22 protein-coding genes are annotated in these 25,953 nt (G+C 54.7%); 16 read left to right on the top strand and 6 right to left on the bottom strand.

All coding sequences use genetic code 11. The features are described from left to right. Position 1 precedes the first annotated feature (1 nt). Entirely contained in the window at positions 2 to 214 is a 213-nt protein-coding gene (gene copZ / locus EQM14_RS07445; protein ID WP_128742352.1) for a copper chaperone CopZ, read from the top strand. Positions 215 to 332: 118 nt separating this feature from the next. Here the strand turns inward: copZ and tnpA (EQM14_RS07450) are convergent, their stop codons facing one another. From tnpA (EQM14_RS07450) to EQM14_RS07460, 3 genes are all read right to left on the bottom strand, one after another. Beyond that, complete coding sequence (gene tnpA, locus EQM14_RS07450) at positions 333 to 797, bottom strand: IS200/IS605 family transposase (protein WP_128742353.1); 465 nt, start codon at positions 795 to 797, stop codon at positions 333 to 335. 182 nt (positions 798 to 979) lie between these two features. Continuing rightward, positions 980 to 1,507: a hypothetical protein gene (locus EQM14_RS07455; protein ID WP_128742354.1), complete on the bottom strand. Its 528-nt coding sequence runs from the start codon at positions 1,505 to 1,507 to the stop codon at positions 980 to 982. Beyond that, on the bottom strand, positions 1,504 to 1,899 hold the full coding sequence (locus EQM14_RS07460) for a DUF4430 domain-containing protein (protein WP_164919004.1): 396 nt from the start codon (positions 1,897 to 1,899) through the stop codon (positions 1,504 to 1,506). Before EQM14_RS07460 ends, EQM14_RS07455 begins: the two co-directional genes overlap by 4 nt. Positions 1,900 to 2,220: 321 nt before the next feature. Here EQM14_RS07460 and EQM14_RS07465 point away from each other — a divergent pair, with 321 nt between their 5' ends. The 3 genes from EQM14_RS07465 (at position 2,221) to ilvD (ending at position 7,119) form a co-directional block, all read left to right on the top strand. Beyond that, the gene (locus EQM14_RS07465) at positions 2,221 to 3,039 is read left to right on the top strand and encodes a vitamin B12 dependent-methionine synthase activation domain-containing protein (protein ID WP_128742356.1); all 819 of its coding nucleotides are present in this window, start codon (positions 2,221 to 2,223) and stop codon (positions 3,037 to 3,039) included. Next, positions 3,023 to 5,392, top strand: coding sequence for a homocysteine S-methyltransferase family protein (locus EQM14_RS07470; protein ID WP_128742357.1), 2,370 nt, complete (start codon positions 3,023 to 3,025; stop codon positions 5,390 to 5,392). Before EQM14_RS07465 ends, EQM14_RS07470 begins: the two co-directional genes overlap by 17 nt. 65 nt (positions 5,393 to 5,457) lie before the next feature. Next, the gene (gene ilvD / locus EQM14_RS07475) at positions 5,458 to 7,119 is read left to right on the top strand and encodes a dihydroxy-acid dehydratase (protein WP_128742358.1); all 1,662 of its coding nucleotides are present in this window, start codon (positions 5,458 to 5,460) and stop codon (positions 7,117 to 7,119) included. 35 nt (positions 7,120 to 7,154) lie between these two features. Here the strand turns inward: ilvD and EQM14_RS07480 are convergent, their stop codons facing one another. The 3 genes from EQM14_RS07480 to pyk all read right to left on the bottom strand — a co-directional run bounded on the left by EQM14_RS07480 (position 7,155) and on the right by pyk (position 10,067). Further along, positions 7,155 to 7,367 carry a ferredoxin gene (locus EQM14_RS07480; RefSeq protein WP_128742359.1) on the bottom strand — a complete coding sequence of 71 codons (213 nt, stop codon included), beginning with the start codon at positions 7,365 to 7,367 and terminating at the stop codon, positions 7,155 to 7,157. Between the two features lie 43 nt (positions 7,368 to 7,410). After that, positions 7,411 to 8,220: an alpha/beta fold hydrolase gene (locus tag EQM14_RS07485; protein WP_128742360.1), complete on the bottom strand. Its 810-nt coding sequence runs from the start codon at positions 8,218 to 8,220 to the stop codon at positions 7,411 to 7,413. 86 nt (positions 8,221 to 8,306) lie between these two features. Next, a complete protein-coding gene (gene pyk, locus EQM14_RS07490) occupies positions 8,307 to 10,067 on the bottom strand; it encodes a pyruvate kinase (RefSeq protein ID WP_128742361.1) in 1,761 nt (586 codons plus the stop codon). 197 nt (positions 10,068 to 10,264) lie between these two features. Between pyk and EQM14_RS07495 the strand changes: the two genes are divergently transcribed. From EQM14_RS07495 to rpsG, 12 genes are all read left to right on the top strand, one after another. Then, positions 10,265 to 11,077, top strand: a complete 813-nt coding sequence (locus EQM14_RS07495) for a M15 family metallopeptidase (RefSeq protein WP_164919005.1) — start codon at positions 10,265 to 10,267, stop codon at positions 11,075 to 11,077. Positions 11,078 to 11,165: 88 nt separating this feature from the next. After that, positions 11,166 to 11,369 (top strand): 50S ribosomal protein L31, encoded by a 204-nt coding sequence (gene rpmE, locus EQM14_RS07500; RefSeq protein ID WP_128742363.1) that lies wholly within the window; start codon positions 11,166 to 11,168, stop codon positions 11,367 to 11,369. Between the two features lie 187 nt (positions 11,370 to 11,556). After that, positions 11,557 to 12,021 (top strand): IS200/IS605 family transposase, encoded by a 465-nt coding sequence (tnpA, locus tag EQM14_RS07505; RefSeq protein ID WP_128742353.1) that lies wholly within the window; start codon positions 11,557 to 11,559, stop codon positions 12,019 to 12,021. Positions 12,022 to 12,142: 121 nt separating this feature from the next. Then, positions 12,143 to 12,769 carry a YigZ family protein gene (locus tag EQM14_RS07510; RefSeq protein ID WP_128742364.1) on the top strand — a complete coding sequence of 209 codons (627 nt, stop codon included), beginning with the start codon at positions 12,143 to 12,145 and terminating at the stop codon, positions 12,767 to 12,769. Between the two features lie 76 nt (positions 12,770 to 12,845). Beyond that, positions 12,846 to 13,841: a deoxyguanosinetriphosphate triphosphohydrolase gene (locus EQM14_RS07515; RefSeq protein WP_128742365.1), complete on the top strand. Its 996-nt coding sequence runs from the start codon at positions 12,846 to 12,848 to the stop codon at positions 13,839 to 13,841. A gap of 32 nt (positions 13,842 to 13,873) precedes the next feature. Continuing rightward, positions 13,874 to 15,631 carry a DNA primase gene (dnaG, locus tag EQM14_RS07520; RefSeq protein WP_128742366.1) on the top strand — a complete coding sequence of 586 codons (1,758 nt, stop codon included), beginning with the start codon at positions 13,874 to 13,876 and terminating at the stop codon, positions 15,629 to 15,631. Positions 15,632 to 15,647: 16 nt separating this feature from the next. After that, a complete protein-coding gene (rpoD, locus tag EQM14_RS07525) occupies positions 15,648 to 16,736 on the top strand; it encodes an RNA polymerase sigma factor RpoD (protein WP_205703248.1) in 1,089 nt (362 codons plus the stop codon). A 15-nt stretch (positions 16,737 to 16,751) separates the two neighbouring features. After that, a complete protein-coding gene (locus EQM14_RS07530) occupies positions 16,752 to 17,159 on the top strand; it encodes an RrF2 family transcriptional regulator (protein WP_128742368.1) in 408 nt (135 codons plus the stop codon). A 288-nt stretch (positions 17,160 to 17,447) separates the two neighbouring features. After that, positions 17,448 to 21,203 (top strand): DNA-directed RNA polymerase subunit beta, encoded by a 3,756-nt coding sequence (gene rpoB / locus EQM14_RS07535; protein ID WP_128742369.1) that lies wholly within the window; start codon positions 17,448 to 17,450, stop codon positions 21,201 to 21,203. 17 nt (positions 21,204 to 21,220) lie between these two features. After that, a complete protein-coding gene (rpoC, locus tag EQM14_RS07540; protein ID WP_128742370.1) occupies positions 21,221 to 24,763 on the top strand; it encodes a DNA-directed RNA polymerase subunit beta' in 3,543 nt (1,180 codons plus the stop codon). A gap of 131 nt (positions 24,764 to 24,894) precedes the next feature. After that, positions 24,895 to 25,323, top strand: coding sequence for a 30S ribosomal protein S12 (gene rpsL / locus EQM14_RS07545; RefSeq protein WP_128742371.1), 429 nt, complete (start codon positions 24,895 to 24,897; stop codon positions 25,321 to 25,323). 159 nt (positions 25,324 to 25,482) lie between these two features. Further along, entirely contained in the window at positions 25,483 to 25,953 is a 471-nt protein-coding gene (rpsG, locus tag EQM14_RS07550) for a 30S ribosomal protein S7 (protein ID WP_205703216.1), read from the top strand.

Consider the following 25,953-nt stretch of genomic DNA (forward strand, 5'->3'; position numbering starts at 1 on the left):
CATGTCGAAAGCCGAACTGATTCTGAATGTAAACGGCATGTCCTGCAGCCACTGCGAACATGCCGTGAAAACGGCGGTGGGCGCCCTGGACGGCGTTGAAAACGTCGCCGTGGATTTAAAGGGCAAGAAGGTCACGACACAGTACGATCCTGCGAAGGTCAATCCGGATCAGATCCGCGATGCGATTGAGGATCAGGGTTACGACGTCGTCTGATCGAATTCGGGAATAGTTACCCCCCGGCAAAGCCGGGGGTTCTTCATATGCGGGCAAAGCCCTGTATTACTGGCTGCGCCTCAAGGCGCTGGTACGGTCTGCCAATTGCAAAAGTTTGTTACTTGCTACCCGTAAACGGGTCTGCATACTCCTTAAGCGTCATCTGGTCTTCAACCTGATCTTCTTCCAATTGATTTTTGATGTACTCAGCTATTGCTTTGTCATTTTTCCCTGCCGTATCTACAAAATAGCCTCTACACCAAAATGTCCGGTTCCCATATTTGTACTTCAAATTCGCGTGCCGCTCAAATATCAGCAAAGTGCTCTTTCCTTTGATAAATCCTACGAATCCGGAAACGCTCATCTTCGGTGGTATTTTTACCAACATGTGTATATGATCCGGACACACCTCTGCTTCCATGATTTCCACCTGTTTCCAGTTACATAACTCCCGCAGTATTTTTCCTATCTCAGCCCGCATATTTCCGTACGCTACTTTTCTACGATACTTGGGTGCAAACACTATGTGGTATTTGCAATTCCAGCTCGTATGGTTTAAACTATCTATATCATTCGTCTTCATGTCGAATGTGCCTCCTTTTGATATGTTTTGTTGCAGTTGGCAGACCGCAGCTTTTATTATATCAAAAGGAGGTTTTTTACTATTATCACCGCTAAAGCTTTTTTTGAACTCCCGGCACAGCCGGGAGTTTTCGTATTACAATCAGAAACACGGCGGGCCGATCATCGGCCCGCCGTGTTTCCTTATCCAATAAAATTCTTTTTCCTCATGCGTTCAAGCCTGTCCGTCAGCGGACGGTACAGAAACAGGGTGGTGACAAAATTCGCCGCGCCGTGGGCCAGATCGAACGGGATTCCGCTGATGAGATAGGTCAGCGCGTAAACGGGTCCGAACAGGACCAGCTTGATCCCGCCGGAAGGAAGGTCGAACAGGAGCCCGAACAGGCCGAGCAGCACGGCGGCGCACAGTTCTTTGGAATCCTTTTTCAAAAAAACATGAGTCAGGACCGTCAGCAGGGGCCAGTTGATGTAATAGAGGACGATCCAGTCACCGGCCCCGTAATAGGCGCTTTCCAGCACGGTGATGGTCGTGAAAACCAGAGCGGCCGCAAGGCCGCGGCCGAACCCCATGACGACGGTGAAAACGGCAAGGAGCAGTGAAACAAGCTCCACGCCGGCGACGGGGGCGAGCACCAGTTTGACCCCGAAGGTCAGCGCCGCCCACACGCCGACCAGCGTGACGCTGCGGACGTCGGGTTTTCGTTGTTTCATAGCGGCATCAGCGTAAAGGTGTACACCTTTCCATCTTCCAGCGGAAGCCGGGAAACGCCGACCGCGGCATCGGTTCCGTTTACTTTGATGTTGAAGTACTCTTTGGAGGAATCCGCCTTGACTCCCAGCAGGCCGGAGACAAATTTGCCGTACTGACTGTCCTCCATTTCGGTCTGCAGACCGCCTTTTTCATCTTCCAGCAAGTCGGCGACATAAGACCGGTTGGTTCGGTATTCAAAGGTACGGTCAATGTTTTTTGACTCGACGACCACCTCGATTTTCACCGATTTCTGCCCGCTCTGCGCTTTGGGGGCGAGAAACGCCAGATAACCTGCGAAAAGCAGGGCGCACACGGCGAGCACTGCCGCGGAAATTCCAATCTTTTTTTTCACGGTGATTTCCCTTTCCAATGAAATATTGTGACAGACTCCCATTCAATTATAAGCGGACGCGGACCCGAAAAGCAAGGAAGAACTTTTTGCGGGAAGCATTGACTTGAAGCGCGGGCGCGGTTATAATAAAGAAAAGTTCATGTTGCAAACGCGGTGACAAAGAAAGTAAATGGTCCCAATGCGCCAAACAGAGAGCGTTCCACGGCGAAGGCCGGGCTGGGAGGAAGCTGGCGGCGGGATGATTGAAAATCACTTTTGAGCGGCGCACCGAGACGGTTTCCGTTTAGGCTGCGACGGGGTTTCCCGTTAGCGAAACAGGGTATGAAGAGCGAGAGGCTCGTACCTGATGAGGTCCTCTGCCGTGAGGCGCGGGCAAACGGAAGTGGTATCGCGGGATTTGTCGTCCCGTCTTCTTTGAGAAAGGAAGACGGGATTTTTGTTTATCCGGAAAGGGCTAAAAGGAGGGGAAACGGCGACGTGCGAACGGAAGAAAATGAAGTTCTCCGCTATCTCGGCTACCGGGGTTCTTCCGCTTCGGCGGACGTGCGGAACAAAGTGATGCTCTGCCTGGATCAACTGGCCGAAACCTGTCCCGGGCGAAGCGTTTTCCGCCGCTTTCCCGTTGTGCTCGGGGACGGCTGCGTTACGCTCGGGGAGCTGAAAATCGAAAGCAGAGAGTTGAGAGTGCACCTGGACGGATGCAGGGAGGCTTACCTATTTGCCGCGACGCTCGGCGCGCGGGCCGATCTTCTGCTTGAACGGTATTCCAGGACCGATATGAGCCTTGCGGCCGTATTTCAGGCGGCTGCCGCCGCAAGGGTGGAAAGCTACTGTGATTGGATTCAGGAACGGCTGGCGGAGGAAGCTGCCGGAGAGGGGCTGCACCTCCGGCCCCGGTACAGCCCCGGTTACGGTGACTTTTCAATCCTGCACCAGAAGGATATCCTTCGCCTTCTCGACTGTCCGAAACGAATCGGGCTCTCCATGACGGAAAGCTTTCTGCTGGTTCCGACCAAATCGGTGACGGCGGTCATTGGGATCACGGCGGACGGTACGACCTGCCATATCGGGAAATGCATGGAATGCGGCGCGGAGCACTGCCCGTTCCGAAAGGAGGACCCAAATGAATCTGAAACATGACCTTGGACGGAGGATGGTTTTCTTCGACGGCGGCATGGGGACGCTGCTCCAGGCCAACGGCCTGGGGGTGGGGGAACTCCCGGAACTTTGGAATCTTCAAAGGCCTGAATTGATCGAGAGCATCCACCGGCGGTATCTGGAGGCCGGGGCCGACCTGATTAAAACCAACACCTTCGGCGCGAATCGAATCAAGCTTCGGGACAGCGGGCGCGGCGTGGAAGAGATTATTTCCGCGGCAGTGCGGCTGGCAAAGAAGGCGACGGCGGGAACAGAGGCACTGGTCGCTATGGATATCGGCCCGACAGGGAAGCTGATGAAGCCGGTCGGAGACCTGGAGTTTGAAGATGCGGTATCCGTTTTCGCTGAAGCGGCAATGGCGGGAGAACAGGCCGGGGCGGACCTGATTCTGATCGAAACAATGGGCGACACCCTCGAATGCAAGGCGGCCGTGCTCGCCGCGAAGGAAAACACGTCACTGCCGGTATTTGCGACCGTGATCGTCGACGAGGCCGGGAGGCTGCTGACCGGAGGGGATATCCCCGCGTTCGCCGCGCTTCTGGAGGGCCTCGGCGCCGACGCATTGGGGTTAAACTGCGGATTCGGCCCGGACCAGATGAAGCGTCTTCTGCCCGGTCTCCTGGAGTGCTGCTCGATTCCGGTGATCGTAAATCCAAACGCCGGACTGCCGCGGGTCGTTGACGGACAAAATGTCTATGACGTGACCCCGGACGAATTTGCCGCCGACATGAAGGAAATGGCGGAGAGCGGCGCGTGGATCATCGGAGGCTGCTGTGGGACCACGCCCGATTATATCCGTGCGATGACCCGGCTTTGCCGGGATATCGTTCCCAAACCGATTGGAAAGAAGAGTCTCACGGTCATATCCTCTTACTCCCGCGCGGTCGTATTCGGGAGGCGTCCGGTTCTGATCGGTGAGCGGATCAACCCGACGGGCAAAAAACGGCTGAAACAGGCCCTTCGGGAAAACGACATGGATTACCTGATGCGTGAGGCTGTCACCCAGCAAAGCAACGGCGCACAGGTGCTGGACGTCAATGTCGGATTGCCGGAACTGGACGAAACGGAAGTTCTCAGCCGCGCGGTCCGGGAAATCCAGGGGGTGACCGATCTGCCGCTTCAGATCGACACATCCAGCGTAAAAGCGATGGCATCCGCCATGCGCGTTTACAACGGCAAACCGCTGGTCAATTCGGTCAACGGAAAGGAAGAATCGATGCGGTCGGTCTTTCCGCTGATTCGGAAATACGGGGGCGTGGCAATCGCCCTGACTCTGGACGAAAGCGGAATCCCGGAGACGGCGGAGGGCCGGTTCGCGGTCGCGGAAAAAATCCTGCGGACCGCAGAAGAGTACGGGCTCGGAAAAAAGGATCTCGTGTTTGATCCGCTTGCCATGACGATCAGTGCCGGCCAGCAGAATGCGAGAGTTACGCTTGAATCGCTTCGTTTGATCCGCGGCCGGCTCGGTGCGTACACGTCCCTCGGCGTTTCCAATATTTCGTTCGGCCTGCCGGGGCGGGAGCGCATCAACGCGGCGTTCTTCGTCATGGCGATGCAGAACGGCCTCGGCGCCGCCATCCTGAATCCGGGTTCGGCGGCGATGATGGACGCTTATTACGCGTTCTGCGCCCTCAGCGGAGCGGATGACCGCTGTCTGGACTATATCGGCAGATATTCCGGGCAGGAGGAGCGGAAACCTGCGCTGCCGCCGGGCGGCGATTTGCCGCTTCAGGAATCGATCCGGCGCGGTTTGAAGGACAGCGCCCGTTCGGCGGTAACCGCGCTCCTTGAGAGACGGGAGCCTCTCGAAATCATCAACTCTGAAATGATCCCGGCTCTCGACCAGGTTGGGAAAGAATTCGAAAAAGGCACCCTGTTTCTGCCCCAGCTTTTAATGAGCGCGGAAGCCGCGAAATCCGCTTTCGAGATCCTTCGGGAAAAAATGAGCGAGAGCGGGCAAACGGAGAAAAAGGGCAGAGTGATTCTTGCCACGGTCAAGGGTGATATTCACGATATCGGCAAAAACATCGTCAAGGTTCTGTTGGAAAACTACGGATTCGACGTGCTCGACCTCGGCAGGGACGTGGCTCCGGAAAAAGTCGTCGAGGCGGCGGCTGGACAGCGGGTCCGTCTGGTCGGGCTGAGCGCCCTGATGACCACCACGGTCGTGAGCATGGAGGAAACCATCCGGCAGCTTCATCTGGCGGCTCCGGACTGCAAAGTGATGGTGGGCGGCGCCGTTTTGACGCAGGAGTACGCCGACCGAATTCACGCCGATTTTTATTCTCCGGACGCGATGGGGTCCGTACGATACGCCCAAAAAGTTTTTTCATAAGTAGTCTGCCGGGAACGGCACCAATCTGACGCTCCCGTTAAAATTAATCCTGTGAGGTGTTGTCAATGAACAGTGATGCATTGAGAAAAAGCATGCCGAAACGCGCGCTGCTCCACGCGCTGGGCCTGACCAATGAAGAGATCGACCGCCCGCTGGTCGGCGTCGTCAGTTCCTACAATGAAATCGTTCCGGGGCACATGAACCTGGACAAGGTGGTGGAGGCCGTCAAGCTCGGCGTCTCCATGGCGGGCGGAACCCCGCTCGTCTTCCCCGCAATCGCTGTCTGTGACGGTCTTGCCATGGGTCATCAGGGGATGAAGTATTCGCTGGTTTCCCGCGAGCTGATCGCGGATTCCACCGAATCCATGGCGCTGGCGCATGCGTTCGACGCCCTCGTCATGGTCCCGAATTGCGACAAGAACGTTCCCGGCCTTCTGATGGCCGCGGCGCGGCTGAATCTTCCCACGATTTTTGTCAGCGGCGGACCCATGCTGGCGGGAAAAGTGAACGGAAAAAAAGTCAGCTTCTCCAGCGTTTCGGAGGCGGTCGCGGAATGCGATACCGGAAGGATTTCCAAAGAGACGCTGTGCGAGTTTGAAAACAACGGCTGCCCGACCTGCGGCTCCTGCTCCGGCATGTACACGGCAAACAGCATGAACTGCCTGACGGAGGTCCTGGGTATGGGGCTGCCGGGCAACGGAACCATTCCGGCGGTCTATTCGGAACGGATCCAGCTGGCAAAGCGCGCAGGGATGCAGGTGATGGAGCTCCTGCGCAAAGAGATCCGTCCGCGCGATATCATGACGGAAGGCGCGTTCCGCAACGCGGAGACAGTCGACATGGCGCTCGGGTGCAGCACCAACAGCATGCTGCATCTTCCGGCGATCGCTCACGAGTGCGGCATCGAGCTGAACCTTGATTTCGCGAATGAAGTCAGCGACCACACGCCCTGCCTGTGCCACCTGGCGCCCGTCGGGCATACTTACATCGAGGAACTCAACGAGGCGGGCGGCGTTCCGGCCGTCATGCATGAGATCGACAAGCTGGGGCTTTTGGACACGAATCTGATGACCTGCACGGGAAAAACGGTGAGGGAGAACATCGCGGGCGCCGTCAACCGGAATCCGGAGGTTATCCGTCCCGTGGAGCATCCGTTCAGCAAAACGGGCGGGATCGCCGTCCTTCGCGGCAATCTGGCCCCCGATTCGTGCGTGGTCAAACGCTCCGCCGTGTCGCCCGAAATGATGGTACACGAAGGTCCGGCGAAAGTGTTCGACTGCGAGGAGGATGCGATTGAGGCAATCGATTCCGGGAAAATCGCCGAGGGAGACGTTGTGGTCATCCGGTACGAAGGCCCCAAGGGGGGACCCGGCATGCGGGAGATGCTCAATCCCACCAGCGCGATCATGGGGCGCGGCCTCGGCGGCAGCGTCGCCCTGATCACCGACGGGAGGTTCAGCGGAGCCACCAGGGGGGCCGCGATCGGCCATGTGTCGCCGGAAGCGGCGGTCGGCGGGCCGATTGCTCTGGTTCGCGACGGGGACCGGATCCGCGTCGACATTCCCAACAACCGCATCGACGTTCTGCTGAGCGACGCGGAGCTGGAAACCCGCAGAAAGGAATGGAAGCCGAGAAAACCCAGAATTACAAGCGGATATCTTGCGAGATATGCCGCGCTGGTCACTTCCGGCAACCGCGGAGCCGTGCTGGAGCTTCCGAAGTGCTGACGCAATTTTACAAACAGCCCTGACCCGGGACCGGGTCAGGGCTGTTTGCTTGGTGCGGCTTTTTCTACAAAAATCACGGATACGGGGCATTCATCCCGTGCCACCAGAACGGACCGTTCGGCTTCCTTTGGAACCTGTTCGCGTATGATTCTTGCAAAGCCGTCGTCATCCATCCGGAACACTTCGGGGCAGGTGTAAGAGCACAAACCGCATCCGATGCAGTTTTTTCGGTCCAATTGCGCAATCATAGACGGTTTCCTCCGTTTCCGCACCCTGTGCGGCGGGCGCGGTTCAGCCGGTCAGAAAACTGGAAAACTCCTGGTTGAATTTTTCCAGTTCATCATAAAAGACAGCGTGCCCGCTTTTTTCAAACCGGAATAATTTGGAATTCCGAATTCCGCGGTTCAGGGCAAGCGGAAGTTCTTGCGGACATATTTTGTCCAAAACACCGTAAAAAATCCCGGTCGGAACCGTAATATGACTGAGGTCGGCCCGCAGGTCGGCATCTCTCAGCGTTTCCGCCGTTTTCAGAGTGCTGTAGCCGGGGCCGGAAAGCGTGATGGAGCGGAACCATTCCCCAAACGGCGGTGTGATCGGCTGTGCGAAAAAATTCTGACCAAAGTCGTATATTGCCTGCGGGCGGTTCCGGCTGATCTGAGCGATGAGGGAATTGACCTGCTCAAGCGGCAGCCCGCCGGAACACCCTTCCCGGCTGACAAAACAAGGGGCCGCGGCGGAGAGCAGGGCCAGCCGGGAAATTTTATATTCCCTGTGCCGCGCCATGTATCGGATGGCGATTGCGCCGCCCATGGAAAATCCGGCAAGCGCCATTGTCGAAACGCCGATCATCCGGATGATTTCGTGGATATCGTCGGCCAGCCGGTCGTAGTCATAGCCGTCCCAGGGCGCGTCTGAATTTCCAAACCCGCGCAAATCCACAGAGATGCACCGGAACCCAAGCTTTGGAAGAAGATCGAGCTGATATTCGAACATACTGTGATTCAGCGGCCATCCGTGAATCAGAAAGACCGTTTTTCTGCCGGCCGGATTCAAATCGTACACCGCAAGTTTTACTCCGCGTTCCACATTGACATAAAACATGTTTTCACCTCCGGAACACATGTATGCGCTGCGAAGGAAAAATAGAAATTACACGGATAAAAAAACTTCACCGGCCAAAAGAGGCTTTATTCGCTTTTTTCGCATTTCCGCCCGCTGAAGACGATCCCGCGGCCCGCATCCACCGTGACGGCCGTGCCGCTTTTCAAAAGCTGCGTGGCGTTTTGAGCCGCGACGATCACGGGCTTTCCGAGCGTCAATCCCACGATCGCGGCATGCGAATTCGCGCCTCCGCGTTCCGTAATGATGGCGGAGGCCGCTTTTAAAATGGGAAGGATCTCGTTTGAAGTTTCGGGAATAACGAGAATATCCCCGTCTTTAAAGCGTTTGTTTGCTTCCTCTTCATCCCTGCAGACGCAAAGGTTGCCGCATACGCTTCCCTTTGAAACGCCTCTGCCGGATACCAGAACGTCGCCAACCAGCTGGACCTTCAAAAGATTCGTCGTCCCTGAAACGCCGAGGGGAACTCCGGCCGTGATGACCACCAGGTCGCCGTCCCGCACCAGGCCGCGTTTTCTCGCCGTGTTGATCACGTGGTCGAACAGCTCGTCCGTATTGTCCTTTTCATCCACAAGGATCGGGACGACCCCCCACGAGAGGCTCATCTGGCGAAGCACGGTCGGCTCCGTCGTTCCGCTGATGATGGGGTGCGAGGGGCGGTATTTGGAAATCATTCGGGCCGTGCGACCGGTTTTCGTCACCGTGATAATGGCGACGGCGCCCAGGTCGTACGCCGTCGTGCAGGTCGCGTGCGAAATGGCGGAGGTAACGTTGGGCTGCTCGTCAAAATCGCGTTTTTTGAACCGTTCGATGTAGTTGATATCATTTTCCGTCCGTTCCGCAATCTTCGCCATGGTTTTTACGGCCAGCACGGGGTACAGTCCCGCCGCGGTTTCCCCGGAAAGCATAATTGCGCTTGTGCCGTCGTAAATCGCGTTGGCGACGTCGGTCGCCTCCGCGCGGGTCGGGCGAGGGTTCTTGATCATGGAGTCCAGCATCTGCGTCGCGGTGATGACCTGGAGCCCCGCATTGGAGGCTTTCTTAATCAGCTTTTTCTGTATGATCGGAATTTCTTCCATGGGGATTTCGACTCCCATGTCGCCCCTGGCGATCATGATGCCGTCGGAAACCCTGATGATGTCGTCGATATTCTGAACGCCCTCGGCATTTTCAATTTTAGCGATGATACGGATGCTGTGGCAGCCGAGTTTCTGCAACTCCGAGCGAAGTTCTATAATGTCCTGCGCGGTGCGGGTGAAGGACGCGGCGATGAAATCGAAATTTTCCGCTACGCCGAACGCGAGATCCTGGCGGTCCTTTTCGCTGATAAAGGGGAGGGAAAGGCGGACGCCGGGAACGTTGATTCCCTTGTGGGAGGAGATGGTTCCGCCGTTGTCCACGGTACAGAGAATATCCGTTTCCGTGCAGGATTCCACTTTCAGCTCGATCAGACCGTCGTCGATTAAAATGGTCGTACCCGGATGGACCTCCTGCGGCAGACGGTCGAATGTGACGGAGACGCACTGCTCGTCCCCTGTGACATCGCGCGTGGTCAGGATGAAGCGGTTCCCTGTTTTTAGGGTAACGGACGGCTTGCCGAAACTGCCGATCCGTATTTCCGGCCCCTTGGTGTCGAGCAGCAGAGCAATTGGAAGATCCAATTCCTGTCGAAGCTTTTTGACCAGATCAACGTAGGGTTTCTGATCCGTTCCGGCCCCGTGCGAAAAATTCAGACGGGCGACGTTCATTCCGGAAAGCATCAGATTCCGGATACTTTCTTCGTCTTTTGTGGCCGGACCCAGAGTACATACAATTTTTGTTTTCCTCATTTTCTGCAGCCTCATTCCATTACTGCTTATTTGCATCATTTACCTATTTTTACAGTCTAATCATACTAGAATCACGAAGAAAAATCAATCGAATGCCGATAAATTGGCACGGCTTCTGAAAATGATCCTGCTGTTGCATTCATTTCGGATAAGTTATACAATAAGAAAAAGAAGAAATGGCGGGATGGATGGAGCAAATGCGGAAGCGGCGGGAAAAAATAATAAAGACACACGCTCAGTGGCACAGTCAGAACCAGATGAAAAAGATCAGGATCTTTATGACGGTCATCGTGATTACGCTCGTTTTTTCTCTGGCAGCGGGAAGTTTGCTGGCGTGGTCCCGGATGCGCGGGCTGTTTGAGCCGCCGGCGAGCGGCAGTTCAACGGCGCTTTCTGAAATGAATCCCTCCAAATCCGGCGGCCTGCCGGTCTACAGCGATTCGCTGAGCCTGATGCTTGTCAATCAATCGAACCCCCTGCCGTCGGGGTATCAGGTCCGGCTAGCGGATTTTGAGGGGCAGAAGGTCGATGAGAGGATTGTGCCGGCGCTGAAACAGATGATGGAGAAGGCGCGGACGGACGGCTGCCCGCTGACCCTCTCCGGGGGATATGTGGATTCCGACGGGCAGAACCGCCTTTACGAGGATGAGGTTCAGCGGCTCATGAAGAATGGAAATCTGTCCCGTGTCCGTGCGGAAAACCAGGCGCTGAATACGGTCGGCAAGGGCGGCTACAGTGAAAACCAAACCGGCCTGGCCGTCACATTTTCTGCAGACGGAAAACAGGGCGATGATTTTGCGTCTGCCAAGCAATATCATTGGCTCTCTGAAAACAGTGTGTATTACGGTTTTATTCTTCGCTTTCCCAGCGAGAAGGAATCGCTGACGGGCATGGAGTTTCAGCCCGGTCATTTCCGTTACGTCGGCACGGGCAACGCCGTAAAAATGCGGGAGTACTCCATGTGTCTGGAGGAATATGCCGCCTATTTGAGCAAACAGTCGCAAAATTGAGATCCGGAGGAAATAATTCTTGCAATCGATTTTCCGGTGTGATATAATCATCTCAGTATGGAGTATGGCTGATAAAGAGGTGACAGGAATGAAGGAAAAGATCCATCCGCAGTATAAAGATACTACGATTACCTGCGCGTGCGGAAATGTGATTCATACAAGATCCACAAAGGAAAACATCCGTGTTGAAATTTGCTCCAAATGCCACCCGTTTTTTACGGGCAAGCAGAAGCTGGTTGATACAAGCGGTCGCGTAGATACGTTCAAAAGGCGCTACGGTCTCGACAAGTAAAGCCAATTTGGTACGAATAGACGGCGGAAAACGCCGTCTATTCTTTTTGTAATACGAAAACTCCCGGCTGTGCCGGGAGTTCAAAAAAAGCTTTAGCGGTGATAATAGTAAAAAACCTCCTTTTGATATAATAAAAGCTGCGGTCTGCCAACTGCAACAAAACATATCAAAAGGAGGCACATTCGACATGAAGACGAATGATATAGATAGTTTAAACCATACGAGCTGGAATTGCAAATACCACATAGTGTTTGCACCCAAGTATCGTAGAAAAGTAGCGTACGGAAATATGCGGGCTGAGATAGGAAAAATACTGCGGGAGTTATGTAACTGGAAACAGGTGGAAATCATGGAAGCAGAGGTGTGTCCGGATCATATACACATGTTGGTAAAAATACCACCGAAGATGAGCGTTTCCGGATTCGTAGGATTTATCAAAGGAAAGAGCACTTTGCTGATATTTGAGCGGCACGCGAATTTGAAGTACAAATATGGGAACCGGACATTTTGGTGTAGAGGCTATTTTGTAGATACGGCAGGGAAAAATGACAAAGCAATAGCTGAGTACATCAAAAATCAATTGGAAGAAGATCAGGTTGAAGACCAGATGACGCTTAAGGAGTATGCAGACCCGTTTACGGGTAGCAAGTAACAAACTTTTGCAATTGGCAGACCGTACCAGCGCCTTGAGGCGCAGCCAGTAATACAGGGCTTTGCCCGCATATGAAGAACCCCCGGCTTTGCCGGGGGGTAACTATTTAGGGGGAAGCGGAATGGAGGAAGAATATCTGACGCTGAAAGTTGCCGCCTCCGCGGAGTTCACGGAACGCCGTTCCAGATTCATTAGCGACTGCGCGCCCGTATCCAATGAGGAAGAAGCGGCCGCCTTTCTTCAGGAAGTGAAATCCCACCGCAGGGACGCAAATCATCACGTATACGCTTATAGCCTCAGGCAGGGACATATCACGCGGCATTCAGACGATGGGGAACCGCAGGGGACTGCCGGTTTGCCGGTGCTGGATGTGCTGCGGAAATCCGGGGTTACGGACGCGGCGGTTGTCGTCACCCGCTATTTCGGGGGCATCCTGCTTGGAACCGGCGGCCTGGTGCGGGCATATTCCCATGCGGCTTCGCTTGCGCTGGAGCAATCCGGGATCGCCGTGATGAAGCTCTGCTCCGTGCTGGAGGTTTGCTGCAGCTACGCACAGTATTCTTTCGTCTGCGCGCTGATTCCTCAGCACGGCGGAAATATTGAGCAGTCCGATTACACCGAGTCCGTGCGGATCCGCTTTTACATGGAAAACGGAAATATAAAAAATTTCAAAGATGCTTTGTCCGACGCAACCTGCGGAGCATGTTCGGCAGCGGTAATTACTCAAAAATATTTTGATTTCAGCTGATTTTTTTATTTCAGGTAAAGGAAAAGAATGAGAATTCGCGTATAATGCTGTGAGCGCACGGAAAGGGGAGTCTTTGATGACGGTTTGCGAACGGGTACAAAAGCTGGAAGAGCAGACCCTTTCACCTTATGCGATGCTTTCGAAAAATTCGGCGGGGCGCAAAGTACCTGAAGAGGAATGTGATCTGCGGACTCCGTATCAAAGAGACCGGGACCGGATCATCCACTGCAAGGCTTTCCGCCGGTTAAAGCATAAAACGCAGGTATTCCTTTCCCCCGAGGGGGACCACTACAGAACGCGCCTGACCCATACGCTGGAAGTCGCTCAGATCGCGCGGACGATTGCGCGCGCATTGTGCCTGAATGAAGACCTCACGGAGGCCATTTCGCTGGGGCACGATCTGGGACATACCCCCTTCGGGCACGCGGGGGAACGGGCTCTGAACGAGATTGTTCCGGGTGGGTTCCGGCATTATGAACAGAGCGTGCGGGTCGTGGAGCGGCTTGAAAAGGGCGGAAGGGGCCTGAACCTGACCAAAGAGGTGCGAAACGGGATTCTGTGTCATACTTCGGGCACGGAGGCGGTGACGATGGAAGGGCGGATCGTCCGCACGGCCGACCGGATCGCTTACCTCAACCATGATATCGACGACGCCGAACGCGCCGGGGTGCTGACGGAGGGAGAGATTCCGCCGGAAATCACCGAGGTGCTTGGCCACAAAAAGTCAAAACGGATCGACACGCTGGTGCGCTCCGTGGTGGCGAACAGCGGAGAAGGAACCGTCCGGATGGCTCCGGAGATTCAAGAAGCGTTTGATCTTTTAAATGAGTATATGTACCGCAGCGTTTATCAAAACCCTTATGCGAAAGGGGAGGAACGAAAAGTTCCAAATTTGATCGGTATTTTATTCGGGTTCCTGCAGAAACCGGAAAACCTGCCGGAAGATATGCGCAGGATTGCGGAACAGGAGGGCTGCGCGCGGGCGGCCTGCGATTTTATCGCGGGAATGACGGACCATTATGCCGTTGAGCTGTTTAAATCGATTTACATTCCGGCCTCCTGGAGGTTTTAGATGGCCGGGTGACCGAAAAGGGAGGTGGGAATATGCCGTTGCCGGAATTATTTCTTCAGGAATTGAAGGCTCGGAGCGATCTTGCGGAGATTGCGTCGAGTTATGTCAGCCTGAAGCGCAGCGGCAGAAATCTGGTCGGGCTCTGCCCGTTTCACAGCGAGAAATCGCCGTCTTTCAACATTTATCCCGAAAACGGTTCGTTTTACTGCTTTGGGTGCGGCGCGGGCGGCGATGTGATTACCTTTGTCCGCCGGATCGAGAATCTCGACTATATGGAGGCAATCCGGTTCCTGGCGCAGCGGGCCGGTATGCAGGTCCCGGAAGCGGAGGCCGACAACGGAATGGCAAGGCTGCGTACGCGCATCCTTGAGATCAACAGGGAGACCGCTCGGTTTTACTATTCCGTGCTGAACTCGGACGCGGGCCGCGAGGGCAGGGAATATTTCAGCCGCAGAGCCCTGAAGCCGGAAACGGTCCGGCATTTCGGTCTCGGGTACTCGCCGGTTTCCCGATTTGCCCTGGTCGACCTGCTTGAAAGAAAAGGATACGTGCAAAATGAGATGATTCTGGCCAATGTCGCGTTTCAAAGCAGAAATGGAAAGGCGGTCGACCGCTTTTTCGGCAGAGTCATGTTTCCGATTATCGACCTGCGAGGCAATGTGGTGGCGTTCGGAGGAAGGACCCTGGGAGATGACAAGCCCAAATATCTGAATACTTCCGAGACGCCCGCATTCAGTAAAGGGAGCATGCTTTTCGCCCTTAATTTTGCCAAGAACTGCAATACGGGCAGGCTGATTTTATGCGAGGGATATATGGATGTGATCGCGCTGCATCAGGCGGGATTCCGGGAGGCGGTCGCCACGCTCGGCACCTCGCTGACTCCGGCGCAGGCGCGGCTCATGGCCCGGTACGCAAAAGAGGTTGTCGTCTGCTATGACTCCGACGAGCCGGGACAAAAGGCTGCTTCGCGGGCGATCCCGATTCTGCGGGACGCCGGGCTGATCGTCCGTGTGCTGACGGTAGAAGGGGGCAAAGACCCGGACGAATACATAAAGGCAAACGGGCCGGTCAAATTCAAGCAGCTTCTCGATTCCTGCGGCAATGACGTGGAATATCGTTTGCAGAAGGCGAAGCAGGGCCGGAATTTGCAGAATCCGGAGCAGCGGGTTGAATACCTCAATGCCGCCGCCTCCATTCTGGCCACTTTGGAGAACCGCATCGAACAGGAAGTCTACGCGGGGCGCCTCGCACAAGAGGCAGGAATTGCCACCTCTGCGGTGATGAACCAGATTCAGGCCTTCGGCAAGAAGAACCGTAAAAAGCAGATAAAGAAGCAGTTCCAGGCGGCTCAGCGGCAGGCCGCCGGCCTGCAGGACCGCGTGAATCCGGAAAAAGCGGAAAATCTCCGCGCGGCGGTCGCGGAGGAAGCGCTGATTGCTCATTTGCTGAAATTTCCGGAATCCGCTGAGAAAATAACCTCTCAATTGCCGCCTGAAAAATTTATTACAGCGTTTAACCGCCGTGTATATGCGATAATTGTGGGCAGAATTACAGATGGAAAGTCAGTCGGCCTTGCGGAATTATCGGAAGAATTTACCATGGATGAAATTTCATCCATCGCGCGGATTTTAGCGGCGCAGGACGGCATTACGCTGACAGGGCAGGATGTGCAGGAATACATCAGTATTATTTCCCAGGAAAATGATAAAAAAATGATTACCCGGGACGAATCGATACGGGCTGAGGAAATAGAGGATTACCTTAAAAGATTAAGGCAGCAGAAGAAATAGGGGGACAAATATGGCGATGCCTGACAAGAAAACGGTGATCAGGGAACTGATCGAGCAGGGAAAGTCCAAGGGACAGCTTTCCACAAAGGAAATTCTTGATGCTCTCGGCGAACTGGATTTTGATCCGGAGCAAATAGAAAAATTTTATGATACATTGGAGTCCCAGGGAGTGGAAATCGTCGAGGATTTCGGCGACGAGCCGCTGGACGATCTTGAAATCGACCCTAAAATAGTCGAAAGTGAAGATTTGGAATCCGCTCTCAGCACGGAAGGAATTGCAATCGACGACCCGGTCAAGGTCTATTTGAAGGAAATCGGAAGAGTGCCCCTGTTGACGCCGGAAGAAGAAATCGACCTTGCGATCCGCATTTCAAGCGGGGACGAGGCGGCGAAGAAAAGGCTGTCGGAAGCAAACCTGCGTTTGGTTGTCAGCATCGCGAAGCGCTACCTCGGCAGGGGGATGCAGTTTTTGGATCTGATTCAGGAAGGAAATCTGGGACTGATCAAAGCGGTGGAAAAATTCGACTATACCAAGGGTTTTAAATTTTCCACGTATGCGACCTGGTGGATCCGTCAGGCAATCACCCGCGCGATCGCGGATCAGGCCAGAACCATCCGGATCCCGGTTCACATGGTGGAAACCATCAACAAGGTGAAGAAAGTTTCCAGCCAGCTGCTGCACACCAACGGCCATGAGCCGACGGCGGATGAAATATCTTTTGAACTGGATATGCCCGTGGAAAAGGTCCGTGAAATCATGCGCGTTGCGCAGGAGCCTGTTTCGCTGGAAACGCCGATCGGAGAGGAAGAGGACAGCCATTTGGGGGATTTTATCCCGGACGACGATGCCCCGGCCCCGGCGGACGCCGCCTCTCACACATTGCTGAAAGAACAGCTTGCGGATGTGCTGGACACGCTGACTCCGCGCGAAGAAAAGGTGCTTCGTCTGCGTTTCGGTCTGGAGGACGGGCGTTCCCGCACGCTGGAGGAAGTGGGGAAGGAATTCAACGTGACGAGGGAACGCATCCGTCAGATCGAGGCAAAGGCGCTCCGGAAGCTCCGCCATCCGAGCCGCAGCAAAAAGCTGAAAGACTTTCTGGATTAAGGACGGTTTTTCATTATGGTTTTGACACTTGAAGCCGACTACGCGGTCCGCATTGTGGACGAGCTGGCGCAGTCGAAACAGAAAATCGACGCACGGACCCTTTCGGAACACACGCGCGTCCCTCTGCGATTCGCCCTGAAAATACTGCGGAAACTGGTTGCTTCGGGGCTGATTGTGTCCTATAAAGGCGCGCATGGAGGTTACATGCTGGCCGGTCCGGCGGAAAAAATCACGCTCCGCCAGGTCATTGAGTCAGTGGAGGGGCCCTATATGCTCAGCCGCTGCCAGCAGGACGACTACAGCTGCACTCATGACACCTGCTGCCGCTTTCATGAAATTTATGACGAAATTTCATTGATTGTGAGAAATAAGCTGGAATCGTATACATTTGGGTCCGTGGACTGCAAAAAAAAGAATTCATAAAGGATTGCACATAAAAAAGCCGGAGTCTACCCCCGGCTTTTTACTATCATAACTAAAATCTTAAATAACTCAAAAAATTACTTGACAACCACCATATATTGTAATAAAATAATATACTGCATCATCATGGAAACTTATACGCAACACGATTTGTATCTATCATATCACAAGTCCCGCAAAAAGGCAATAGTTTATCCGGAGTATAATAAAATCGTAAGATACATGAAAACTTTTTGTGCTTAATTTATGCCGCGGAATGTCAAATCTATGAATGGAGTGATTGAGCCAATGGTGAATGTCAAACCGGTTAGGGTTGGCAAAAATACCCGAATGAGTTTTGCGCGTATTGACGAAGTCCTTGATATGCCTAATCTTATCGAAGTACAGAAAAAGTCCTATCAGTGGTTTCTCGACGAAGGACTCAAAGAAGTCTTCAAGGAAGTTTCCGGCATTACGGATTACACGGGCAATCTCGTGCTCGATTTTGTCGACTACAAGCTGGATGCCGACAAGCCGAATTACAGCGTGGAAGAATGCAAGGAACGCGATGCCACTTACTCCGCGGCACTGCGGGTCACGGCGCGGCTGCTCAATAAGGAAAGCGGCGAAATTAAGGAATCCGAAGTTTTTATGGGGGATTTTCCCCTGATGACCGACAGCGGCACCTTTGTCATCAACGGGGCCGAGCGCGTCATTGTTTCTCAGTTGGTCCGTTCGCCGGGCGTTTACTATAAAATGGAGTACGACAAGACCGGTAAGGAGCTTTACAGTTCCACCGTCATCCCGAACCGCGGCGCATGGCTGGAGTATGAAAGCGACGCGAACGACGTCTTCTATGTGCGCATTGATAAAAACCGCAAAATACCGGTGACCGTTTTCATCCGCTCCCTTGGGCTCGGTTCGGACGAGGATATCCGCGAATATTTCGGCAGCGACGAACGGATGGAAGCGACGATCGCCAAGGATCCCTGTAAAAACATGGAAGAGGCCCTGTTTGAGATTTACAGGAAGCTCCGCCCGAGCGAGCCGCCGACCATAGAAAGCGCACAGGCTCACATCAACAGCCTGTTTTTTGATGCCCGCCGGTACGATCTGTCCCGCGTGGGACGCTATAAATACAATAAAAAGCTGAATCTTGCAGGGCGTATCGCCGGGCAGGTCCTCTCCCGCCCGATCGCGGATCCCCGCACGGGGGAGCTGCTTGCGGAGGCCGAAACCGCCGTTTCCCGCGAGCTTGCCGAGCAGATTGACAACGCCGGCGTTTCGGTTGCCTTCGTACAGGTCGGGGACCGCGAGGTAAAAGTGATTTCCAACGGAATGGTCGACATTCAAAATTTCGTTTCCTTCGATGCGAAAGCGGAATGTGAGATCAATGAAAGAGTCCGTTTCACTATCTTGAATGAGATTTTGGAATCCAGCTCCAATGACGATGAGATCAAGGAGAAAATCATCGCGCGAGCCGACGAACTGATTCCGAAGCATATCATTATCGACGATATTTTCGCTTCGATCAATTATATGAACTGTCTTGCGGTCGGTCTTGGAACAGTGGACGACATCGACCACCTTGGCAACCGCCGCATCCGCTCCGTCGGCGAGCTGCTGCAAAACCAGTTCCGCATCGGGTTTTCCCGTCTGGAACGCGTGATCCGCGAGCGCATGACTCTCCAGGCGCAGGACCTTGAGGTCCTCACGCCCCATTCCCTGATCAATATCCGCCCCGTGGTCGCAGCGATCCGTGAGTTTTTCGGTTCTTCCCCGCTGTCCCAGTTTATGGATCAGACCAACCCGCTGGCGGAGTTGACCCACAAGCGCCGTCTCTCCGCGCTGGGCCCCGGCGGCCTTTCGAGAGACCGCGCCGGATTCGAGGTCCGCGACGTTCACTACACGCATTACGGGCGCATGTGCCCGATCGAGACGCCGGAAGGCCCCAATATCGGACTGATTTCCTATCTGGCTACCTTTGCGCGGATCAATGAGTACGGCTTTATCGAAGCTCCGTTCCGCCGCGTAGACAAAAAGACCGGCGTGGTGACCAAGGAAGTCGTTTATATGACGGCGGACGTCGAGGACAACTATATTGTCGCGCAGGCGAACGAACCTCTCGACGAAGTAGGGCATTTTGCCAACGCGAAGGTCAACGGCCGTTACCGTGACGAGTTTGTCGAAGTGGAACGGGAGCAAGCCGATTATATGGATGTTTCGCCCCGGATGGTCGTTTCCGTCGCGACGGCAATGATTCCGTTTCTGGAAAACGACGACGCGAACCGCGCGCTGATGGGTTCCAACATGCAGCGGCAGGCGGTCCCTCTGCTGAAGACCGAATCTCCGATCGTCGGGACGGGCATGGAATTCAAAGCGGGCGTCGACTCCGGAGTCTGCGTGCTTGCGAAACGCAGCGGCGTGGTCCGGAGCGTATCCGCGGATGAAATAAAAATTCTTGCGGACAACGGGGAGACCGACACCTATCATGTCATTAAATTTATGCGGTCCAATCAGGGAACATGCATCAATCAGGTGCCGATTGTCGATCTGAACGATCGCGTCGCGGCCGGCGACGTGATCGCGGACGGACCCGCGACGAAGGACGGGGAGATCAGCCTCGGCAAAAACGCCCTGATCGGCTTTATGACCTGGGAAGGCTACAATTACGAGGACGCCGTTCTGATCAGTGAAAAGGTTGTTCGGGACGATGTGTTCACCTCCATCCACATTGAGGAATACGAAACCGAGGCCCGCGATACCAAGCTCGGCCCGGAGGAAATCACGCGCGACATCCCGAACGTCAACGAAGATCTGCTCCGCGACCTGGACGACGGCGGGATCATCCGCATCGGCGCGGAAGTCCGCGCGGGAGATATTCTGGTCGGCAAGGTCACGCCGAAGGGCGAGACGGAGCTGACGGCGGAGGAGCGGCTGCTCCGCGCCATTTTCGGCGAAAAGGCACGCGAAGTGCGCGACACTTCTCTCCGTGTTCCGCACGGTGAAAGCGGAATTGTCGTGGACGTCAAGGTTTTCACCCGCGAGAACAGCCACGACGAGCTGAGCCCCGGAGTCAACAAGGTCGTCCGCTGCTATCTGGCGCAGAAGAGAAAGATCTCGGTCGGCGACAAGATGGCGGGCCGCCATGGGAACAAGGGTGTCGTTTCGCGCATCCTCCCTGTGGAGGATATGCCGTTCCTCCCCGACGGAACTCCGCTTGACATTGTCCTGAACCCTCTGGGCGTTCCATCCCGAATGAATATCGGCCAGGTGCTGGAAGTGCACCTCGGCCTTGCGGCGAAAGCGCTTGGCTGGAAAATTATGACTCCTGTCTTTGACGGCGCGCACGAAGACGACATCGTCGAATGCCTGAAACAGGCCGGCAGAAGCCCGGACGGCAAAATTCAGCTTCGCGACGGGCGCACGGGAGAGGATTTTGACAATCCGGTCACAGTTGGATATATGTATTACCTGAAGCTCCATCACCTGGTCGACGATAAAATTCACGCGCGTTCCACCGGACCCTATTCCCTCGTTACGCAGCAGCCTTTGGGCGGCAAAGCCCAGTTCGGCGGGCAGCGCTTCGGTGAAATGGAGGTCTGGGCGCTGGAAGCGTACGGCGCTGCTTACACTCTGCAGGAAATCCTCACCGTCAAATCCGACGATGTGGTCGGCCGCGTAAAGACTTACGAGGCGATTGTCAAAGGTCAGAATATTCCGACGCCGGGGATCCCCGAATCCTTTAAAGTTCTGATTAAGGAGCTTCAGTCCCTCGCCCTGGATGTAAAGGTACTGGATGTAAACAATGATGAAATCGATCTGAAGCAGAACTTTGATGAAGACGACGACATCGGGTTCAATCCTCAGGAGGAAAACTTCGACGAGCCGACGGTAGCGGATGGTGACTTTGAGGGCTTCTCTATGGAAGAGACAGAGGACGATGGTGAGCTTTTTGACGAATCCGACGGCTTTTCCGATGATGGAGGAGACGCTTCGGGCGATTCCGAAGATTTTGAGAAAGACGATCTGTTCGATTTGAATTCCGATGAAGATAAAACTTGACAGGAAGGGGTCGAAATATGGAATTTAACACCTTTGAATCCATAAAGATTGGACTTGCTTCACCTGAAAAAATTCGGGAGTGGTCACACGGCGAAGTCAAGAAGCCGGAAACGATCAACTACCGTACTTTAAAGCCGGAACGTGACGGATTGTTCTGCGAACGCATTTTCGGGCCCACTAAGGACTGGGAATGCCATTGCGGCAAATACAAGAGGATCCGTTACAAAGGGAAAATCTGCGAGCGCTGCGGCGTTGAGGTCACCCGTGCGAAGGTCCGCCGCGAACGCATGGGCCATATCGAACTCGCGGCCCCCGTTTCCCACATCTGGTATTTCAAGGGGATCCCTTCCCGCATGGGGCTGATGCTCGATATTTCTCCGCGGATGCTGGAAAAGGTGCTGTACTTTGCCCTTTATATTGTGACGGACCCGGGAGATGTGCGCGAACTGCAAAAAAAGCAGCTGCTGAATGAAAAAGAATACCGCGACATGCGCGAAAAATATGAGGACGATTTTCAGGCGGGCATGGGAGCGGAGGCAATCAAATCACTGCTGTCCGAGATCGATCTGGACGAAGTTTCCACGGAACTAAAGACGGAGCTTGTGAGCGCCACGGGACAGAAGAGGGTCCGCATCCTGAAACGCCTTGAGGTTGTGGAGGCGTTCCGCCTTTCCGGCAACCGTCCCGAATGGATGATCATGGACTGCATTCCGGTGATTCCGCCGGACCTGCGCCCGATGGTTCAGCTGGACGGCGGGCGGTTTGCCACTTCGGACCTGAACGATCTGTACCGCCGCGTCATCAACCGGAACAACCGGCTGAAGAGGCTTTTGGAGCTCGGCGCGCCGGATATCATCGTCCGCAATGAAAAGAGAATGCTTCAGGAAGCTGTTGACGCGCTGATCGACAACGGCCGCCGCGGGCGTCCGGTCACCGGGCCGAACAACCGTCCGCTGAAATCCCTTTCCGATATGCTGAAAGGCAAGCAGGGCCGCTTCCGTCAGAACCTTCTCGGCAAGCGCGTCGACTATTCGGGCCGGTCGGTCATCGTGGTCGGACCGGACCTGAAAATGTACCAGTGCGGCCTGCCGAAGGAAATGGCGCTGGAGCTCTTTAAGCCCTTTGTGATGAAACGCCTTGTGGAAACACAGGCGTCCGGCAATATCAAGGCGGCAAGAAAAGCGGTGGAACGCGCCAAGCCTGAAGTTTGGGATGCCCTTGAGATCGTCATCAAGAATCATCCGGTCCTTCTGAACCGCGCCCCGACCCTGCACCGCCTGGGCATTCAGGCTTTTGAGCCCGTTCTGGTCGAGGGCCGCGCCCTGAAGCTCCATCCGCTGGCTTGCACCGCTTATAACGCCGACTTCGACGGCGACCAGATGGCCGTGCACGTTCCGCTTTCCTCGGAGGCCCAGGCGGAAGCCCGCTTCCTGATGTTGGCGGCCGGGAACCTGTTAAAGCCTTCCGACGGCAGGCCTGTTACCGTGCCGACCCAGGATATGGTCCTGGGGTCCTATTACCTTACCCTGGATAAGGACGGTGAAAAGGGAGAGGGCAAATACTTTCGCAACTTCGATGAAGCGATCATGGCCTACAACGAGCAGGTCATTGACCTGCATGCAAAGATAAAAGTCCGCAGGACGCTTGTGTTTGACGGCGAACCGGAAAGCCAGATCGTGGAAACGACGGTTGGAAGGATGATTTTCAACCGCCCGATTCCGCAGGATCTCGGCTATGTGGACCGCTCCAAGCCGGAAAACCGGTTTAAATTCGAGATCGAATTCCTGGTTGGGAAAAAGCAGCTGGGACAAATCATCGACAGATGCATCAAGGTCCACGGCGTGCCGAAGACCTCCGAAGTTCTGGACGCGATCAAAGCGCAGGGATACAAGTATTCCACCCGCAGCGGAATTACGGTTTCCGTCAGCGACGCGACAATTCCGCCCCAGAAAAAGGAGATCATCGCGGACGCCGAGCAGAAAATCGACACAATTTCCGAGCAGTACAAGATGGGTCTGCTTTCCAATGGCGAGCGGTATAATGCCGTTCTGAAAACCTGGACAAAAGCGACGGAGGACGTTTCCTCCGCCCTTCAGAAAAACCTGGACCGCTACAACCCGATTTTCATGATGGCCGATTCCGGGGCCCGCGGTTCCATGAGCCAGATCCGCCAGCTGGCGGGTATGCGCGGTCTGATCGCGAATACGTCCGGTAAGACAATAGAAATTCCAATCCGGGCCAATTACCGTGAAGGCCTGAACATCCTTGAATACTTTATTTCTTCCAGAGGTGCCAGAAAGGGCCTTGCCGATACCGCTCTGCGCACGGCGGATTCCGGCTATCTGACCCGCCGCCTGGTCGATGTTTCCCAGGATGTGATTATCCGGGAAGACGACTGCGGCGCAACCGAGGGCCTTGAAATCTTTGATATCAAGGAAGGCAAGGAAATTATCGAGACCATGCACGAACGGCTGATCGGGCGTTATCTTTTGGAGGATTTTGTGGATGAAGCGACCGGCGAGGTTCTGGTCTCCAAGGATAAACTGATGGACGACCGGGACGCCGAACTGATTACCTCCAGAGGGATCAAGAAAATTAAGATCCGTTCCATTCTGGACTGCCGCGCGAAGCACGGGGTGTGCAAAAAATGCTACGGAGCGAATCTGGCGACGCGGATGCCTGTGACGGTCGGAGAGGCGGTCGGCATTATCGCCGCCCAGTCCATCGGGGAGCCGGGCACGCAGCTGACCATGCGCACGTTCCACACCGGCGGCGTTGCCAGCGCGGAGGATATTACACAGGGCCTGCCGCGCGTCGAGGAGCTGTTTGAAGGCCGGAAACCGAAACATCTTGCAATCATCAGTGAGATCGCGGGCAAGGTTTCCTTTGACGAAATCAAGAAGAGCCGCCACGTTGTCGTAACAAATTCCGAAACAGGGGAAAACAAGTCCTATTTGATTCCTTTCGGCTCCAGAATCATTGTCAGCGAGGGCGATGAAATCAAAGCTGGAACCCGCGTGACGGAAGGTTCCGTGAATCCGCACGACGTTCTGGCAATCAGCGGGACCCAGGCGGTTCAGGATTATCTGATTGAAGAAGTTCAGAAGGTTTACCGCATGCAGGGCGTTGACATCAACGACAAGCACATTGAGGTCATTGTCCGCCAGATGCTGAAAAAGGTTCGCGTGGAAGAGGCGGGTGACACGACTCTGCTTCCGAGCGCGCTGATTGAAAAAAGCGAGCTGGAAGCGGAAAACCAGATTGTCCGCGACCGGATCGCGGCCGGGGAAACCGATCTGCAGGAAGCGACCGCGACGCCGGTTCTGCTCGGGATTACAAAAGCATCCCTCGCGACGGATTCGTTCCTTTCCGCCGCCTCTTTCCAGGAAACGACGCGCGTGCTGACCGATGCGGCCATTAAAGGCAAGGTTGACCCCTTGCTTGGCCTCAAGGAGAATGTCATTATCGGCAAGCTGATTCCGGCGGGAACCGGCATGAAATGCTACAGGGATGTCGAAATCGAGCCAACCGGCGAAAACTTGACAAACAGCGCGGTTTAGGCTTATAATGTAAAATTGTGATGGCTCCATATCGGCCTTTCTGAAAAGTGCCGTTTTGGAGCGGAAGTCTGTTGTTGCAGCCGCCCGAAACCGGGCGGCTTAACATAAATAATTTTGTTAGGAGGTGTCATATGCCAACCTTTAACCAACTGGTCAATACTGGAAGAGAAGTATCTGTGAAAAAGGCGAAGGCTCCTGCGCTTTTAAGGGGCTGGAACTCAAAAAAACGGATTCCGATCGACCAGGATTCTCCTCAAAAGCGCGGTGTCTGCACGGTCGTGAAAACAGCGACTCCGAAAAAGCCGAACTCTGCCCTAAGAAAAATCGCGAGAGTCAGGCTCTCCAACGGGATTGAAGTCAGCGCCTACATTCCCGGCGTCGGCCACAATCTTCAGGAGCACAGCGTCGTAATGATCCGCGGCGGACGTGTCAAGGATCTGCCTGGTGTCCGCTATCACATTATCCGCGGAACTCTGGATACGCAGGGTGTTGCTCAGCGCATGCAGGCCCGTTCCAAGTATGGTGCAAAGCGGCCGAAGGCCGGTGCTGCAAAAAAATAACCGGCCCGGCCGGAACATGATGACAGAAACCTGACGGCTGCATGTTGAAAAACAGAATTGCAGCGGCGTTTGATCATATAGAGCGCCTCTGTACTGGCCACGGGAGTTATGTCGCTTTCGAGTACCGATGAATTCATATCTGTGAAGGAGGGAAGTAAAGTGCCAAGAAGAGGTTCAACCGCAAAGCGCGATGTTTTGCCGGATCCACTTTATAATTCCAAAATCGTAACACGGCTGATCAATAATATCATGTACGACGGAAAAAAGGGCGTTGCCCAGAAGATCGTGTACGGCGCATTTGATATTATCAGGGACAAAACGGGGAAAGAACCGTTGGATATCTTTGAACAGGCCATGGAAAATGTAATGCCTTCTCTGGAAGTCAAGGCCCGCCGCGTCGGCGGCGCCACCTATCAGGTCCCGATGGAAGTCCGTCCGGAAAGGCGGCAGACCCTGGGACTTCGCTGGGTGACTGGCTATGCAAGACAGCGCAGTGAGAAGACGATGAAAGAGAGACTTGCCGGCGAAATCCTGGATGCTGTGAACGGTGCTGGCGGCGCTGCCAAAAAGCGCGATGAAACGCATAAGATGGCAGAAGCAAACAGGGCATTTGCACATTACCGCTGGTAA

This window comes from Caproiciproducens sp. NJN-50, from assembly GCF_004103755.1.
In the GTDB taxonomy this organism is placed as follows: Bacteria; Bacillota; Clostridia; order Oscillospirales; family Acutalibacteraceae; genus Caproicibacter.

Excerpts from the sequence above, each read along its gene's own strand:
- copZ (WP_128742352.1), top strand. The coding sequence starts at position 2 with ATGTCGAAAGCCGAACTGATTCTGAATGTAAACGGCATGTCCTGCAGC.
- tnpA (WP_128742353.1), bottom strand. The coding sequence starts at position 797 with ATGAAGACGAATGATATAGATAGTTTAAACCATACGAGCTGGAATTGC.
- EQM14_RS07455 (WP_128742354.1), bottom strand. The coding sequence starts at position 1,507 with ATGAAACAACGAAAACCCGACGTCCGCAGCGTCACGCTGGTCGGCGTG.
- EQM14_RS07465 (WP_128742356.1), top strand. The coding sequence starts at position 2,221 with ATGAAGAGCGAGAGGCTCGTACCTGATGAGGTCCTCTGCCGTGAGGCG.
- EQM14_RS07470 (WP_128742357.1), top strand. The coding sequence starts at position 3,023 with ATGAATCTGAAACATGACCTTGGACGGAGGATGGTTTTCTTCGACGGC.
- ilvD (WP_128742358.1), top strand. The coding sequence starts at position 5,458 with ATGAACAGTGATGCATTGAGAAAAAGCATGCCGAAACGCGCGCTGCTC.
- EQM14_RS07480 (WP_128742359.1), bottom strand. The coding sequence starts at position 7,367 with ATGATTGCGCAATTGGACCGAAAAAACTGCATCGGATGCGGTTTGTGC.
- EQM14_RS07485 (WP_128742360.1), bottom strand. The coding sequence starts at position 8,220 with ATGTTTTATGTCAATGTGGAACGCGGAGTAAAACTTGCGGTGTACGAT.
- pyk (WP_128742361.1), bottom strand. The coding sequence starts at position 10,067 with ATGAGGAAAACAAAAATTGTATGTACTCTGGGTCCGGCCACAAAAGAC.
- EQM14_RS07495 (WP_164919005.1), top strand. The coding sequence starts at position 10,265 with ATGCGGAAGCGGCGGGAAAAAATAATAAAGACACACGCTCAGTGGCAC.
- rpmE (WP_128742363.1), top strand. The coding sequence starts at position 11,166 with ATGAAGGAAAAGATCCATCCGCAGTATAAAGATACTACGATTACCTGC.
- tnpA (WP_128742353.1), top strand. The coding sequence starts at position 11,557 with ATGAAGACGAATGATATAGATAGTTTAAACCATACGAGCTGGAATTGC.
- EQM14_RS07510 (WP_128742364.1), top strand. The coding sequence starts at position 12,143 with ATGGAGGAAGAATATCTGACGCTGAAAGTTGCCGCCTCCGCGGAGTTC.
- EQM14_RS07515 (WP_128742365.1), top strand. The coding sequence starts at position 12,846 with ATGACGGTTTGCGAACGGGTACAAAAGCTGGAAGAGCAGACCCTTTCA.
- dnaG (WP_128742366.1), top strand. The coding sequence starts at position 13,874 with ATGCCGTTGCCGGAATTATTTCTTCAGGAATTGAAGGCTCGGAGCGAT.
- rpoD (WP_205703248.1), top strand. The coding sequence starts at position 15,648 with ATGCCTGACAAGAAAACGGTGATCAGGGAACTGATCGAGCAGGGAAAG.
- EQM14_RS07530 (WP_128742368.1), top strand. The coding sequence starts at position 16,752 with ATGGTTTTGACACTTGAAGCCGACTACGCGGTCCGCATTGTGGACGAG.
- rpoB (WP_128742369.1), top strand. The coding sequence starts at position 17,448 with ATGGTGAATGTCAAACCGGTTAGGGTTGGCAAAAATACCCGAATGAGT.
- rpoC (WP_128742370.1), top strand. The coding sequence starts at position 21,221 with ATGGAATTTAACACCTTTGAATCCATAAAGATTGGACTTGCTTCACCT.
- rpsL (WP_128742371.1), top strand. The coding sequence starts at position 24,895 with ATGCCAACCTTTAACCAACTGGTCAATACTGGAAGAGAAGTATCTGTG.